12 protein-coding genes and 1 pseudogene are annotated in these 15,033 nt (G+C 63.7%); 7 read left to right on the top strand and 6 right to left on the bottom strand.

Annotated features, from left to right (window positions below; translation table 11 throughout):
* Positions 1-2: 2 nt before the first annotated feature.
* The 5 genes from ACSQ3S_RS16580 to ACSQ3S_RS16560 are packed head-to-tail and all read right to left on the bottom strand — an operon-like array spanning position 3 to position 5,206.
* Positions 3-1,001, bottom strand: coding sequence for an NADP-dependent oxidoreductase (locus ACSQ3S_RS16580; protein WP_436145035.1), 999 nt, complete (start codon positions 999-1,001; stop codon positions 3-5).
* 11 nt (positions 1,002-1,012) lie between these two features.
* Positions 1,013-1,795, bottom strand: a complete 783-nt coding sequence (locus tag ACSQ3S_RS16575; RefSeq protein WP_436143053.1) for an SDR family oxidoreductase — start codon at positions 1,793-1,795, stop codon at positions 1,013-1,015.
* A gap of 12 nt (positions 1,796-1,807) precedes the next feature.
* A complete protein-coding gene (locus ACSQ3S_RS16570) occupies positions 1,808-2,110 on the bottom strand; it encodes a Dabb family protein (RefSeq protein ID WP_176650644.1) in 303 nt (100 codons plus the stop codon).
* A gap of 13 nt (positions 2,111-2,123) precedes the next feature.
* Positions 2,124-4,022, bottom strand: a complete 1,899-nt coding sequence (locus ACSQ3S_RS16565; protein WP_436143052.1) for an acyl-CoA dehydrogenase — start codon at positions 4,020-4,022, stop codon at positions 2,124-2,126.
* A gap of 5 nt (positions 4,023-4,027) precedes the next feature.
* Entirely contained in the window at positions 4,028-5,206 is a 1,179-nt protein-coding gene (locus ACSQ3S_RS16560) for an acetyl-CoA C-acyltransferase (RefSeq protein ID WP_436143051.1), read from the bottom strand.
* A 208-nt stretch (positions 5,207-5,414) separates the two neighbouring features.
* Between ACSQ3S_RS16560 and ACSQ3S_RS16555 the strand changes: the two genes are divergently transcribed.
* Positions 5,415-7,112 (top strand): MFS transporter, encoded by a 1,698-nt coding sequence (locus ACSQ3S_RS16555; protein ID WP_176650641.1) that lies wholly within the window; start codon positions 5,415-5,417, stop codon positions 7,110-7,112.
* Positions 7,113-7,228: 116 nt separating this feature from the next.
* Here the strand turns inward: ACSQ3S_RS16555 and ACSQ3S_RS16550 are convergent, their stop codons facing one another.
* Positions 7,229-9,316, bottom strand: coding sequence for a 3-hydroxyacyl-CoA dehydrogenase NAD-binding domain-containing protein (locus tag ACSQ3S_RS16550; RefSeq protein ID WP_436143050.1), 2,088 nt, complete (start codon positions 9,314-9,316; stop codon positions 7,229-7,231).
* A 354-nt stretch (positions 9,317-9,670) separates the two neighbouring features.
* Here ACSQ3S_RS16550 and ACSQ3S_RS16545 point away from each other — a divergent pair, with 354 nt between their 5' ends.
* The 6 genes and pseudogenes from ACSQ3S_RS16545 (at position 9,671) to ACSQ3S_RS16520 (ending at position 15,003) form a co-directional block, all read left to right on the top strand.
* Positions 9,671-11,368 carry a methyl-accepting chemotaxis protein gene (locus tag ACSQ3S_RS16545; protein WP_176650639.1) on the top strand — a complete coding sequence of 566 codons (1,698 nt, stop codon included), beginning with the start codon at positions 9,671-9,673 and terminating at the stop codon, positions 11,366-11,368.
* Positions 11,369-11,370: 2 nt separating this feature from the next.
* A complete protein-coding gene (locus ACSQ3S_RS16540; protein ID WP_436143049.1) occupies positions 11,371-12,204 on the top strand; it encodes a CheR family methyltransferase in 834 nt (277 codons plus the stop codon).
* Positions 12,201-12,752, top strand: a complete 552-nt coding sequence (locus ACSQ3S_RS16535; protein ID WP_353398497.1) for a chemotaxis protein CheD — start codon at positions 12,201-12,203, stop codon at positions 12,750-12,752. Before ACSQ3S_RS16540 ends, ACSQ3S_RS16535 begins: the two co-directional genes overlap by 4 nt.
* A pseudogene (locus ACSQ3S_RS16530) lies at positions 12,739-13,653 on the top strand (chemotaxis protein CheW); the annotation flags it as partial. The gene ACSQ3S_RS16535 and the pseudogene ACSQ3S_RS16530, both read left to right, overlap by 14 nt.
* Before the next feature lie 51 nt (positions 13,654-13,704).
* Positions 13,705-14,244, top strand: coding sequence for a chemotaxis protein CheW (locus ACSQ3S_RS16525; RefSeq protein ID WP_436145034.1), 540 nt, complete (start codon positions 13,705-13,707; stop codon positions 14,242-14,244).
* A gap of 66 nt (positions 14,245-14,310) precedes the next feature.
* On the top strand, positions 14,311-15,003 hold the full coding sequence (locus tag ACSQ3S_RS16520) for a DUF4197 domain-containing protein (protein ID WP_353398492.1): 693 nt from the start codon (positions 14,311-14,313) through the stop codon (positions 15,001-15,003).
* Positions 15,004-15,033 lie beyond the last annotated feature (30 nt).

The following is a 15,033-nucleotide window of genomic DNA, read 5'->3' as shown; positions in this document are numbered from 1 at the left end:
TATTAGATTAGCTTCACCAGTTGTTTGCCGAAGTTGTGGCCCTGAAGCAGGCCGATAAACGCTTGCGGGGCGGCAGCCAGGCCGTCCGCCACCGATTCGCGGTATTTGATTTGATGATTGGCCACCAGCACGGCCAGTTCCTGCAAGCCCTGCTGCCAGAATTCCATGTGTTCGGTGATGATGAAGCCGCGCACCGTCAAGCGGTTGATCAGCAGCAGCCGCGAATTCTTGATCGGCATTTCCTGGCCGTTGTAGCCCGCGATCATGCCGCACAGCGCCAAGCGGGCGAAGGCGTTGGTGCGCGCCAGCGAGGCATCCAGGCAGGCGCCGCCGACATTTTCAAAGATCGCGTCGACGCCGTCCGGCGTGGCGGCGGCCAGGTCGGCCTCGAGGTTGCCGGCCTTGTAGTCGACGCAGGCGTGGAAGCCCAGTTCCTTGACAACGTAGTCGCACTTCTCCACTCCGCCGGCGATGCCGACCACGCGGCAGCCGCGCAGCCTGGCCAGTTGGCCGACCACGCTGCCGACCGCGCCGCTGGCGGCCGACACCACCACCGTATCGCCGCTGCCCGCTTCCATGATCTGGTTGAAGCCGTACCAAGCGGCCATGCCCGGCATGCCGACCACGCCGAGGAAGGCCGATAGCGGTATGCGCGTGGTGTCCAGCTTGCGCAACAACAGGCCGTCGGATACGCCCATTTCGGACCAGCCCAGCATGCCGCCGACGAACTCGCCGACCTTGTAATACTCGTTGCGCGAGGCGACCACCTGCCCGACCGTGCCGCCTATCATGGTCTCGTCCAGCTGCTGCGACGTGGCGTAGCTCTTGGCCGCGCTCATGCGTCCGCGCATGTACGGGTCCAGCGACAGGTAGTGGTTGCGGATCAGCAGTTCGCCATCGGCCAGCGCCGGCACCGGCACTGTCTCCAGCCGGAAATTCTCCGGCGCCACCGGGCCGCGCGGACGCGCCGCCAGCACCATGCGCCGGTAAGTCTGAGGAATCTCGGCCATCGTCAGACCGCCGAGACGCCGCCGTCCACCGCCAGGATCTGGCCGGTGATGTGCTTGCCAGCATCGGACGCGAACAGCACGACCGCGCCTTTCAGGTCTTCGTCGTCGCCGAGGCGGCCCAGCGGGGCGTCCTTGGAGATCTCGTCCGGCCCCAGCTTTTCCAGCAAGCCCTTGGTCATCTTCGATGGAAAGAAGCCCGGCGCCAGCGCGTTGACGGTGATGCCGTGACGGCCCCACTCGCCCGCCAGGGTGCGGGTGAAGTTGACCAGCGCGCCTTTCGAGGTGTTGTAGGCGATGGTCTGCATGGTGCCCGGCGGATTGCCGGCCAGGCCGGCGATCGAGGCGATGTTGATGATGCGGCCGTACTTGCGCGGGATCATCGATCGCTTGCCGACCAGCTGCGACACCACGAAGATGCTGCGGATGTTCAGGTTCATCACCTTGTCCCACGCTTCGACCGGATGGTCTTCGGCGGGTGCGCCCCAGCTGGCGCCGGCGTTGTTGATCAGGATGTCGATATGGCCCAGCTGTTCCAGCGCGGCGCTGACCAGCGCCTCCGCATGCGCGTCCTGCGACAGGTCGGCGGCGATGGCGTGGGCGGCGACGCCGTGGCCAGTCAGGAAGGCGACCGCCTCATCCAGGTCGGCCTGCTTGCGCGACGAGATGACGACCTTGGCGCCCTGCTCGCCCAGCGCCAGCGCCATCTGCAGGCCCAGTCCGCGCGAGCCGCCGGTGACCAGCGCGGTCTTGCCGGCCAGTGAAAACAGTTCTTGAGTTGTACGCATTGGGGTGGGTCCTTAGATTTCGTAGTCCATGCACTGGCGCTGGTCGCGCACGGCGCCGAAGAATGGCTTGATGGCCACGTGGTCCGGGTGTTCCTGGTAGGCGTCGAGCGCGGCCTTGTCGGTGAATTCGGAATACAGGATCACGTCGTAGGTCGCCTCCAGTCCGGGCTGGGCCACGGCCGCTTCGAATTTCAGGATGCCGGGCACCAGCTTGGCGCAGCCGTCCAGCATGGATTTCATCTTGGCGGCGTTGGTGGCGCGGTCGCCACCCTCGGCGTGTTCCTTCAGTTTCCACATCACGATGTGCTTGAGCATTGTCCTCTCCAGGTTAAAACCACGCGTCGCGCATGTCGAGCGTGGTGGTGTCTATGCTGGCCAGCAGTTCCAGCTGCTGTTCGACTTTCGGCAGTTCCCAGCGGAAGAAGTAGCGGCAGGCCTGCAGCTTGCCGCGGTAGAAATCGGCGTCGGCGCTGTCCAGGTCCAGCGAGGCTGCGGCCACCAAGGCCTGCTGCAGCCAGATCCACGCGACCACCACGTGGCCGACGGCTTCCAGATAGGTGCTGGCGTTGGCCAGGGTCTTGTTCATGTCGCCGGCAGCATACAGCTTTTGCGTCACTTGTTCCACTGCCTGCCAGGCGGCGTCCAGCGCAGCTGCGTGCGCCAGCAGTTCGCTGCTGATGTCGCTCAGGTGAGCGCCGACCGCATCCGGCGCGCCGACGCTGCCGCGCACCTTGCGCACCGTCTTGCGCAGCTCGGCGCCGAAGGCCCTGAACAAGGCGCCGTCCTGCGCCGCCACCTTGCGGCCCAGCAGGTCGAGTCCGTGGATGCCGTGCGTGCCTTCATGGATGGCGTTCAGGCGGTTGTCGCGGTAGAACTGCTCGACGTTGTATTCGCGCGTGTAGCCATAGCCGCCGTGCACCTGGATCGCCAGGCTGTTGGCCTCGACGCACCACTGCGACGGCCACGACTTGGTGATCGGCGTCAGGAAATCCAGCAGGCGCGCCGCGTGTTCGCGCGCTTCCGGCGTTTCCGCCGTCTGCTGTTCGTCGACCAGGCGGGCGCTGTACAGCACCAGGCCGAGGCCGCCTTCAACGTAAGCCTTTTGCGCCAGCAGCATGCGCCGTACGTCGGTGTGTTCGATGATGGGCAGCTGCGGCTGGGCCGGGTCCTTCTGCGCCGGATGCCGGCCTTGCGGACGGCTGCGGGCGTAGTCGAGCGCATGCAGGTAGCCGGTGTAGCCCAGCACCGCCGCGCCCAGGCCGACGGCGATGCGCGCGTCGTTCATCATGTGGAACATATTGGCCAGGCCCTGGTGCGGATTGCCGACCAGGTAGCCGATGGCGCCGCCCTTGCCTTGCGGCTTGAACTTGCCTTCGCCGAAATTGAGCAGGCAGTTGGTGGTGCCGCGATTGCCCATCTTGTGGTTCAGGCCGGCCAGCACGACGTCGTTGCGCTCGCCCAGGCTGCCGTCTTCATTGACCAGGTATTTCGGCACGATGAACAGCGAGATGCCCTTGACGCCGGGAATCAGCTTGCCGTCAGGACCGGGAATCTTGGCCAGCACCAGGTGCACAATATTGTCCGACAGCTCATGCTCGCCGGCGGAGATCCACATCTTGTTGCCGCTCAGGCGGAACTGGCGCTCGCCTTCCACGCCGTCGACCGGATCGGGCGCCGCGCGGCTGGTGATGTCGGACAGGCTGGAGCCGGCCTGCGGCTCGCTCAGACACATGGTGCCGAAGAAGCGGCCGGCAAACATCGGCTCGACGTAGCGCCGCACCTGCTCCGGCGTGCCGGCCTTGAGCAGGGTTTTGGCGCCGCTCATCGTCAGGAAGGTGTAGGCGCTGGTGGCGACGTTGGCGGCCGTGAAGTACGACGCCAGCACCTTTTCCACCACCAGCGGCAGCTGCATGCCGCCGCGCTCGAAGTCCTGCCCGGCCGCCATCAGCCCGGCGGCGGAGAAAGCGTCCAGCGCGGTCTTCACTTCCGGAATGATCCTGACGTTCAGGCAGTGCTCGCCGGCCACCGCATGCGGCTCCTCGCTGTCGCTCTTTTTATTGTGCGGCGCGAACAGCTCGGTCGCCATCTGCTCTGCGGTATCGATGGCGGCGTCGAAGCTCTCGCGGTTGTGATCCTGGAAACGGGCGCGCTTGTTCAGCGCCTCCGCGTCCAGCCATTCGTACAGCATGAAGGCGATGTCGCGGCGCGACAGGATTTTCGACTGCATCGCGCTTACACCACTTCGAACAGGCCTGCGGCTCCCTGGCCGCCACCGATGCACATGGTGACGACCACATATTTGACGCCGCGGCGCTTGCCTTCCAGCAGCGCATGGCCGGTCAGGCGCGCGCCCGACACGCCGTACGGGTGGCCGACGGCGATCGCGCCGCCGTTGACGTTGAGACGGTCCATCGGAATGCCCAGCTTGTCGGCGCAGTACAGCACCTGCACGGCAAAGGCTTCGTTCAATTCCCACAGGCCGATGTCCTCGACCTTGAGGCCGGCTTTCTTCAGCAGCTTGGGAATCGCAAACACCGGGCCGATGCCCATTTCATCGGGCTCGCAGCCGGCCACCGCGAAGCCGCGGAAGATGCCCAGCGGCGTCAAGCCCTTGGCGGCGGCGGTCTGCGCGCTCATCAGGATGGACATCGAACCGCCGTCGGAGAACTGGCTGGCGTTGCCGGCGCTGATGACGCCGCCCGGCACCGCGCTGCGGATCTTGGACACGCCCTCATAGGTGGTGTCGGCGCGGATGCCTTCGTCGGCCGAGATCGTCACTTCCTTCGACAGCAGCATGCCGCTGGCCTTGTCGGCCACGCCCATGACGGTGGTCATCGGCACGATTTCCGCGTCGAACAGACCGGCTGCCTGGGCGGCGGCGGCGCGCTGCTGGCTCTGCACGCCGTATTCGTCCTGGCGCTCGCGGCTGATGTTGTAGCGCTTGGCGACGGTCTCGGCCGTCTGCAGCATCGGCCAGTAGATTTCCGGCTTGTGCTCGGACAGCCAGACTTCCTTGTACATATGCATGTTCATTTCCTGCTGCACGCAGGAGATCGACTCGACGCCGCCGGCGGCGTAGATGTCGCCTTCGCCGGCGATGATGCGCTGGGCGGCGGTGGCGATGGTCTGCAGGCCGGACGAGCAGAAACGGTTGATGGTCATGCCGGCGGTGGTCACCGGGCAGCCGCCGCGGATGGCGATCTGGCGCGCGATGTTGCCGCCGGTGGCGCCCTCGGGATTGGCGCAGCCGACCAGCACGTCCTCCACTTCACCGGACTCGATGCCGGCGCGGCTGATGGCGGCGGCCAGCGCATGGCCACCCAGCGTGGCGCCGTGCGTCATGTTGAACGCGCCTTTCCACGATTTGGCAAGTGCGGTACGGGCGGTTGAAACAATGACGGCGTCGATCATGGAAGTCTCCTATGTGGATGATGTTTTGATGAACCCAGAATAGCATATTTTAGTACGGTCGTTCGCAAATATTTATGTCAGTTTCATGTAAGTTTCGAGCAAGTATTGTGTAAGGTTCAACGGCCACACTGCATCCATGCTGACGAAGGAGTAACGAAGCAACGTACACCTCTCGGCTGGGGAAATCCAAAAATTACAGGAGACAGACATGGCATCAACATCAGGCACCGCAGACCCGCGTAACCTGCCGAAGTCCGGCGCGATCACGCCGGAAGAACGCAAGGTCATCTTTGCGTCGTCGCTCGGTACCGTCTTTGAATGGTACGACTTTTATCTGTACGGCTCGCTCGCCGCCATCATCGCCAAGCAGTTCTTCATCGGCGATCCGACCACCACCTTCATTTTCGCACTGATGGCGTTTGCCGCCGGCTTTATCGTGCGCCCGTTCGGCGCGCTGGTGTTCGGCCGCCTGGGCGACATGATCGGCCGTAAATACACCTTCCTGATCACCATCCTGATCATGGGCGGCTCCACCTTCATCGTCGGCCTGCTGCCGGGCTATGCGGCGATCGGCATTGCCGCGCCGATTATCCTGGTCACGCTGCGCATCCTGCAGGGCCTGGCGCTGGGCGGCGAATACGGCGGCGCAGCCACCTACGTGGCCGAGCACGCACCGAACGGCAAGCGCGGCGCCTTCACCTCGTGGATCCAGACCACGGCGACCCTGGGCCTGTTCCTGTCGCTGCTGGTGATCCTGGGCACCCGTACCGCCATCGGCGAAGACGCATTCAACGCCTGGGGCTGGCGCGTGCCGTTCCTGGTGTCGGTGCTGTTGCTGGGCATTTCGGTGTGGATCCGCCTGTCGATGAATGAATCGCCGGCCTTCGCCAAGATGAAAGCCGAAGGCAAGACCTCGAAAGCACCGCTGAGCGAAGCATTCGGCCAGTGGAAAAACCTCAAAGTCGTGATCCTGGCGCTGATCGGCTTGACCATGGGCCAGGCGGTGGTCTGGTACACCGGCCAGTTCTACGCGCTGTTCTTCATGACCCAGGTGCTGAAGGTCGACGGCCCCAACGCCAACATCATGACCGCGATCTCGCTGGCGCTGGCCACCCCGTTCTTCATCTTCTTCGGCACGCTGTCGGACAAGATCGGCCGCAAGTGGATCATCCTGGGCGGCTGCGTGCTGGCCGCGGCGACCTACTTCCCGCTGTTTGGCGCGCTGACCCACTACGGCAACCCGGCGCTGGAAACCGCGCTGAAAAATTCGCCGGTGGTGGTCGTGGCCGATCCTGCATCGTGCAACTTCCAGTTCAACCCGACCGGCACCAAGAAATTCCCATCGTCGTGCGATATCGCGACCGGCATCCTGTCCAACGCTTCGGTGGCCTACACCAAGCAGGACGCGCCGGCCGGCAGCCTGGCCAAGGTCAAAGTGGGCGACAAGGAAATCACCTCGTTCAACGCGGTGATGACGCCTGACGGCCTGAACTTCGACGCAGACAGCAAGAAGGCCGAAGCGGCGCTGAAGAAGGAAGTCGGCGGCACCATCAAGGCTGCGGGCTATCCTGCCAAGGCTGAAGAAGCGCAGATGAACAAGCCGATGATGGTACTGATCCTGTTCATCCTGGTGCTGTATGTGACCATGGTGTACGGCCCGGTCGCCGCGATGCTGGTGGAAATGTTCCCGACCCGCATACGCTACACCTCGATGTCCCTGCCTTACCACATCGGCAACGGCTGGTTCGGCGGCCTGCTGCCGACGATCTCGTTCGCGCTGGTGGCGTTCAAGGGCGACATCTACTACGGCCTGTGGTATCCGATCATCATCGCCCTGATCACGGCAGTGATCGGCGCGCTGTTCGTCAGCGAAACCAAGGACAACAACATCTACGCCGCCGACTAACCGTCGCCGCGTAACGAAAATAGCCGCCAGCGATGGCGGCTATTTTTTTGCCCGGATAAACCCGAATACGCACATGCCATGTTAATTCCCACACGGCATGTGAGATTTTGCCGACATCAGTTGTTGAAGCCCTTGCCTTCTTCGACCAGCTTGACCAGCAGCGGCGCCGGCTTCCAGGCCTCGCCGTGGTGGCCGCGGGCATATTTGTTGATCGCTGCCAGCACGTTCGGCAAGCCCACGGTGTCGGCGTAGAACATCGGGCCGCCGCGGAACAGCGGGAAGCCGTAGCCGGTCAGGTAGACCATGTCGATGTCCGAGGCGCGCAGGGCGATGCCCTCTTCCAGGATGCGCGCCGCCTCATTGACCATCGAATACACCAGGCGCTCGACGATTTCCTGGTCGCTGATCTTGCGCCGCTCGACGCCGATGTCGGCCGAGTGCTGGACGATCATCGCGTTGACCTGCTCGTTCGGATAGGCCTTGCGGTCGCCGGCCTTGTAGTCGTACCAGCCGGCGCCGGTTTTCTGGCCGAAGCGGCCCATTTCGCACAGCAGGTCGGCGGTCTTCGAATAGCTGATTTCCGGCTTCTCGACGTAGCGGCGCTTGCGGATGGCCCAGCCGATGTCGTTGCCGGCCAGGTCGCCCATGCGGAACGGGCCCATGGCGAAGCCGAATTTCTCGGCGGCCTTGTCGACCTGCTCAGGCAGCGCGCCCTCCTCCAGCAGGAAGCCGGCCTGGCGGCTGTATTGCTCGATCATGCGGTTGCCGATGAAGCCGTCGCACACGCCCGAGACCACGCCGGTCTTCTTCAGCTTTTTCGACAGCGCCAGCGCAGTGGCCAGCACGTCCTTGCCGGTCTGCGCGCCGCGCACGATTTCCAGCAGCTTCATGACGTTGGCCGGCGAGAAGAAGTGGGTGCCGATGACGTCCTGCGGACGCCTGGTGAAGGCGGCGATCTGGTCGACGTCCAGCGTGGAGGTGTTGGTGGCCAGGATAGCGCCCGGCTTCATCACCTCGTCCAGCTTGCGGAACACGGTTTCCTTGACGCTCATTTCCTCGAACACGGCTTCGACCACGATGTCGGCCTGGGCGATCTCTTCATACGCCAGGGTGCCGCTCAGCAGCGCCATGCGCTGGTCGAACTTCTCCTGCGTCAGCTTGCCCTTCTTCAGCGTGTTTTCATAGTTCTTGCGGATCGTGGCGATGCCCTTGTCCAGCGCTTCCTGGCGGGTTTCCAGCATGACCACCGGAATGCCGGCGTTGAGGAAGTTCATCGCGATGCCGCCGCCCATGGTGCCGGCGCCGATCACGGCCGCCTGTTTGATCGCGCGCACCGGGGTGTCGGCCGGCACGTCCGGCACCTTGCTGGCCACGCGCTCGGCGAAGAAGGCGTGGCGCAGCGCTTTCGACTCGGTGGTCTGGATCAGGTGCAGGAAGCGTTCGCGCTCGAACTTCATGCCGTCTTCGAATTTCATGGTGACCGAGGCGGCCACCGTTTCCACGCATTCCAGCGGCGCCGGGAACGGGCCGGACATGGCCTTGACCGTGTTGCGCGAGAATTGCAGGAAGGCTTCGTGGTTCGGGTAGTCCACCTTGCGGTCGCGCACTTTCGGCAGCGGACGCGCGTCGGCGATCGTTCCGGCGAAGGCGACGGCGGACTGCACCAGGTCGGCATCGGCGGCGAACACCTGGTCGAACAAGGCGGTGCCGGCCAGCTTTTCGGACGCCACCGGCGTGCCGGAGACGATCATGTTCAGCGCCATTTCCAGGCCCAGCACGCGCGGCAGGCGCTGCGTGCCGCCAGCGCCCGGCAGCAGACCCAGCTTGACTTCCGGCAGCGCGATCTGCGCGCCCGGCAGCGCCACGCGGTAGTGGCAGCCCAGCGCCAGTTCCAGGCCGCCGCCCATGCACACGGTGTGGATGGCGGCCACCACCGGCTTGGTCGAGCCCTCGGCGGTGGCGATCAGCGTGTGGAGGCTGGGCTCGGTCAGCGCCTTGGGCGAATTGAATTCCTTGATGTCGGCGCCGCCGGAAAACGCCTTGCCGGCGCCGGTGATGACGATGACCTTGACGGCCTCGTCGGCCAGCGCCTGCTGGATGCCCTGCACGGCCGCCGTGCGGGTGGCCAGGCCCAGGCCGTTGACCGGCGGATTGTTCAGCGTGATGACGGCAACGGCGCCGTGGACTTGATATTCAGCAGTCATGTCTCTTCCTTATGTTTTAGTGGGAACCTCAGCCCGCTCACTATACCGCATAAAAGAACGATCGTATTATTTTTTTCTGTTGGCGTTCTTGCATGGTACAGGATGCCCCGCCGGCCAGCCATGCAAACTTGTCTTTCCAGCCACCGCTTTTGAATGCGGCGACAGCGCTTTGTGAATAAGAGAAAACACTGCTTAAAACATAAGCCACCATTAATTCCACGTGGCAAATAAAGTACACGGCCAATTAAAACTTTCGGCAAGCTCTTGTGTTTTATGGGAATTCGGCTGAATATTAATGCGGAAAATCCAATAACTTCTTGGATTAAATTCTCTCCAAATATAACAGGACTCCATATGGACGCGCATAGCCAGGTAATCAAATCGCAGGATCTGGATATTCAAGCTATTAACACCGCGCTGAACCGCGTGCAAGCGCTGATCGAGTTCGGACTGGACGGCACCATCCTGCATGCCAACGACAATTTCCTCGCCACTGTCGGCTACACGCTGGAAGAAGTCCAGGGCAAGCATCACTCGATCTTCTGCGATCCCGAGTACGTCAAGACGGCGGAGTACAAGGACCTGTGGGCCCGCCTGGGGCGTGGCGAGTTCGACCGCGGCGACTACAAGCGCTTCGCCAAGGGCGGCCGCGAGGTGTGGATCAACGCATCCTACAACCCGATCATCGACGCCGATGGCAAGGCCTACAAGGTCATCAAGTTCGCCACGGTGATCACCGACAGCAAGCTCAAGAGCTCCGAATACGAAGGCAAGGTCGACGCCATCTCCAAGGCGCAGGCGGTGATCGAGTTCGACATGGGCGGGCATGTGCTGAATGCCAACGATAATTTCCTGAATGTCATGGGTTATACGCTGGAGGATATTAAGGGCGAGCACCATCGCATGTTCTGCGAGCCCGAATATATTAATAGTTCAGAATATAAACGGTTCTGGCAAAAATTGAATCGTGGCGAATTCGACAGCGGCCGATATAAACGAATCGGCAATAATGGCAAAACCATATGGATACAGGCGACTTATAACCCGATACTCGATTTGAATGGCAAGCCTTATAAGATTGTCAAATTCGCGACCGATATCACGGCCCAGGTCAACCTGGAAGTCTCGGTGGCGGCCAAGGCCGACTCGGACGGCGCCAAGATCAAGCGTTTGCTGGAGTCGGTCGAGCGCGCCGCGCAGGGCGACCTGACCAGCAAGATCGCCGTCGATGGCGATGAGCCGCTGGACCATCTGGCCGAAGGCATCAGCAAGATGATCGCCGACCTGCGCAAGGTGATCGGCGACGTGGTGGCCTCGGCCGGCGGCCTGTCCGAGGCCTCGACCACCATCGCCGAGCGCTGCAACGGCGTCGCCGTCGGCACCCAGGCGCTGGGCGCCACGGTCGAGGAGATGAACGCTTCCATCGACGGCCTGACCAACTCCATCAATTCGATCGCCAACAGCACCACCGGCGCCGACACCCTGGCCAAGACCACCCAGCGCGAGGCCGAGGCCGGCGCCAAGGCGGTGGCCAAGTCGATCGAGGCGATGGACCTGATCAACCGCTCGTCGGAAGACATCGGCGAGATCGTCAAGGTGATCAGCGAGATCGCCAACCAGACCAATATGCTGGCCTTCAACGCGGCCATCGAGGCGGCGCGCGCCGGCGAGCACGGGCTGGGCTTCTCGGTGGTCGCCGACGAGGTGCGCAAGCTGGCCGAGCGCTCGTCGCAGGCGACCAAGGAAATCTCCAAGCTGATCAACGAGTCGGTCAAGCGGGTCTCGGCCGGCAGCGAAATCTCGCGCCAGGCCAGCGACGCGTTCGACAAGATCGTGGCCGGCGTCGCCCAGACCACGGTGGCCATTTCCGACATCTCCAAAGCCACCAACGAGCAGCTGTTGACGGCGCGCGAAGTGAGCACGGCGGTGCAATACATCGCCGAGGAAGCGGAAAAATCGGCGGCCGCCTGCGACAGCATCGCCCGCTCGACCGAGGGGCTCAACCAACGCGCCGGGGACCTGAATAAAACCGTCGCCGGCTTCGTGGTCTAACCGTGGACAGCAGCGCCGGACTGAACCCGGCGACGCTGAGCGCGCTGATCGCGCTGGTGCGCAAACACACCGGCATCGCGATGACGGAGCGCAAAAGCGTGCTGCTGGAGGGGCGCCTGCGGCCAAGGATGCAGGCGCTGGCGATAGGCAGCTACCAGGCCTACCTGGACAAGGTGGAACAGGACCGTTCGGAGATCCCGCACTTTATCGACCTGGTGACCACCAACGACACGCTGTTCTTCCGCACGCCGCAGGTGTGGGACTACGTGGAGCAGGAGTTCCTGCCGCAATGGTGGCAGGCGCATCCGGGCGGATGCCTGAAGGTCTGGTCGGCGGCGGCGTCCAGCGGCGAGGAACTGTATTCGATGGCCATGCTGTGCGAGGAATTCCAGGCGGCCCACCCCGGCTTCACCTACCGCATCCATGCGACCGACATTTCGCGGCAGGTGCTGGAGCAGGCGCGCGCCGGCGACTACGCCGGGCGTTCCGTCGAACGCATCCTCAGCACGCATCCGGACTGGGTGAAAAAATATTTCAAGCCCGGCAGCAAAGGCCTGCAAGTGGTGGATGCATTGAAAAGGAACGTCGAGCTGGCGCAGCACAACCTGCTGGCGCCGCTCAAGCCGCACAAGAAATTCGACCTGGTGTTCTTGCGCAACGTGCTGATCTACTTCGACCAGGAGCACCAGGAAACGGTGTTGCAGCAGGTCCGCCACAGCATGACATCCGATTCGCGCCTGATCCTGGGCGAGTCCGAGTCGATCCGCGGTCTCAACCTGCCCTACCACTGCGAGCGGCCGATGGTCTATACGATGGATAAGCGAGCAACCCCGTGATCACACACCACATCATTCCCAATCCGCGCGCCGGAGCGCTGGGCCCCGGCCCGGCGGTGCCGCCGCAATGCCTGCAGGTGACCATGGGCAAACTGAAGATAGGCGCCCGCACCGGCCAGCTGCAAGCCCTGCTGGGCTCCTGCATCGGCATCGGCTTCATCTGGAGAAAGCGCGGCCGCTGCGGACTGGCCCATTGCCTGCTGCCGGAAGCGCCGGAATTGCAGGCTGAACTGGGCGCGCGCTACGTCAGCCAGGCGGTGCCGTCGCTGCTGATGATGATGGGCGCCACCGAAGCCGACTATCCCGATATCGAGGTGATCGTGGCGGGCGGCGCCAACATGCTCGGCAACTACACCAGCCGCTTGCAGATTGGCACGCAAAACGCCGCAGCCGCCCACAAATACCTGAGCCTGCACGGCTTGACCGTGCGCTATTGCCGCGTCGGCGGCGAGTGCGGCCGCACCATGACCATCGATTGTGCCACCCACAGCTACGCCATCTGCGAGATCGGCAACCATCCACAGGACCTCCGCCATGCAAGCAACTGACAGCGCCACCGAATTGTTCGGCTCCTTTGTGCTCGGCGCGGATGAATTCGCGCTGCCCGCCAGCTGTATCCGCGAGGTGGTCAATTTCCCGGACAAGGTCAGCGCGCTGCCGCTGTCGCCGAAGTTCCTCGAAGGCGTGTTCACCCTGCGCGGCGCGGTGATCCCGGTGGTCAACCTGGGCCGCGTGTTCAGCGCGGACGCGCGCGGCGCCGAAGCCAGCGACAAGATCGCCATCCTCGACTTCCAGGGCGTGCTGGTCGGCATCCTGTTCCATGCCACCGGCGAGATCCTGCGCGTGCGGCGCGAGCAGCGCAGCACGCTGAGCTACGCCAACGGCGACGCCCACGGCGTGGTGGCCGGCACCATCCTGCTCAGCGACGGCGCCCGCCTGGTGCAGGTGCTGGATCCGGCCGCGCTGGTGCGCATCGAGAACGTGCCGCAGGTGTTGGCGCTGCAGGGAGCCGGCAGGCAGGCGGCGCAGCGCAGCCAGGGCGAGCGGCGCCAGTGCGTCAGCTTCCGCGTCGGCGCGTCGTCGTTCGCGTTCGAGATGAGCGCGATCCAGGAGATCATCCGCGTGCCGGAACTGCAGGCGTCGATCTTGAACAGCGCGTTGTGCCTGGGCCGCATCAATTTTCGCGGCAGCCAGGTGGCGGTGGTCGATTTCACCGCCCTGCTGAGCGCAGCGCCAACCACGCGCGAGCTCCATGCCGACCAGCGCATCGTCATCGCCCGCATCGACGACGCAACCATCGGCTTCCTGGTCGACTCGGTCGACAGCATCGTCAACTTCTACGGCGAAGAGCTGATGGCGATACCGCTGCTAAGCAAGGCGCGCGCCGGCATGTTCGGCGGCTGCATCGCCAAGCCGGGGTTGGGCGACATCATCTTCCTCAACCACCGTGAAATCTTCAGCAGCACCGAGATCCAGGAAATGCGCACCGGCCACGCCAACCTGTATCCCAAGGACCAAACCGGCACGACGCCGGCCGGGCGGCAGGCGGCCAAACGCAGCCAACGCCAGGTCTACATCACCTTCGCGCTGGAGAACACCTACGCGGTGGAGATCAAGCAGGTGCGCGAGATTATCGATTTTTCCGACGACATCACGCGGCCGCCGGGCATGCCGGACTTCATGCGCGGCATGCTGAACCTGCGCCAGCAAATGATCAGCGTGATCGACTTGCGCAGCCTGTACCGGATGCCCGCGCTGGAGCACAGCGGCCGGGCCAAGATCCTGGTCATCGAGCGCGGCGAAGAACTCTACGGCCTGATGGTGGACGCCGTCGAGAACATCATGACGGTCAACGACAGCCGGCGCTTCACGGCGCCCAAGATGATGCGCAACACCAGCGCGCAAGGCGATCCGCGCAGCGAGATGGAGGAAGTCATCGATATCGAGGGCGACGGCGACAACCACCAGACGCTCAGCGTGTTCGAGTGCGACCGCCTGCTGCAACGATTGGCACGCGAGATTCCGGCGCTGGCGGCATGAGCGCCGCTGGAGTAAAGTGGGACCGTGCCGGCAGCCGCCGGCGGCTTACTTTTTCCGAGGTTGACTATGTCCATGCCACGCCGCGCCATCGCCGTGTTGATTCCCCTGAGCCTGCTGGCCGCCAGCGCCTATGCGCTGTCGCTGGCCGATTTGACCAACCAGGATGCATCCGGCGGCTTGAAGGCGGCGCTGGAACAGGGCTCTTCGATGGCGGTCTCCAAGCTCGGCACGGATGGCGGCTTCCTGAACAACGCCAAGGTGCGCATCCCGCTGCCGAAGATCCTGGAGCAGGCGCGCCCGCTGCTGAAGATGACCGGCAAGGGCCAGCAGCTCGACGACCTGGTGGTGCAGATGAACCATGCGGCCGAGGCGGCCGTGCCGATGGCCAAGCCGCTGCTGCTGGATGCCGTCAAGTCGATGACGGTCACCGACGCCAAGAACATCCTGACCGGCGGCGACACCTCGGTGACCGACTTCTTCCGCGAAAAGACCTCGCCCAAGCTGGCGGTGCAGTTCCTGCCGATCGTGAAGAAGGTCACCGACCGCTCCGACCTGGCGAACAAGTACAACGCCACGATGGCGCTGGCGCCGAAGATGGGCATGCTGGCCAAGGACCAGAGCACGGTCGAAGGCTACGTCACCCAGCGCGCGCTGGACGGCCTGTACACGATGATAGGTGAAGAAGAAAAAGCCATCCGCGCCGACCCTCTCGGACAGGGCAGCAAGCTCATAGGAAAAGTGTTCGGCGCCCTCAAATGAAGCAGTAAAGAACGTCTCCTCCCCTCGCCC

It is taken from the genome of Duganella sp. LjRoot269 (genome assembly GCF_964254095.1).
GTDB lineage: Bacteria > Pseudomonadota > Gammaproteobacteria > Burkholderiales > Burkholderiaceae_D > Rugamonas > Rugamonas hordei.
This window is presented reverse-complemented; position numbering and strand designations above follow the sequence as displayed.

What these genes read in the sequence shown, in the direction of transcription:
- ACSQ3S_RS16555 (WP_176650641.1), top strand. Translation starts at nt 5,415, where the DNA reads ATGGCATCAACATCAGGCACCGCAGACCCGCGTAACCTGCCGAAGTCC.
- ACSQ3S_RS16560 (WP_436143051.1), bottom strand. Translation starts at nt 5,206, where the DNA reads ATGATCGACGCCGTCATTGTTTCAACCGCCCGTACCGCACTTGCCAAA.
- ACSQ3S_RS16520 (WP_353398492.1), top strand. Translation starts at nt 14,311, where the DNA reads ATGTCCATGCCACGCCGCGCCATCGCCGTGTTGATTCCCCTGAGCCTG.
- ACSQ3S_RS16565 (WP_436143052.1), bottom strand. Translation starts at nt 4,022, where the DNA reads ATGCAGTCGAAAATCCTGTCGCGCCGCGACATCGCCTTCATGCTGTAC.
- ACSQ3S_RS16570 (WP_176650644.1), bottom strand. Translation starts at nt 2,110, where the DNA reads ATGCTCAAGCACATCGTGATGTGGAAACTGAAGGAACACGCCGAGGGT.
- ACSQ3S_RS16575 (WP_436143053.1), bottom strand. Translation starts at nt 1,795, where the DNA reads ATGCGTACAACTCAAGAACTGTTTTCACTGGCCGGCAAGACCGCGCTG.
- ACSQ3S_RS16550 (WP_436143050.1), bottom strand. Translation starts at nt 9,316, where the DNA reads ATGACTGCTGAATATCAAGTCCACGGCGCCGTTGCCGTCATCACGCTG.
- ACSQ3S_RS16545 (WP_176650639.1), top strand. Translation starts at nt 9,671, where the DNA reads ATGGACGCGCATAGCCAGGTAATCAAATCGCAGGATCTGGATATTCAA.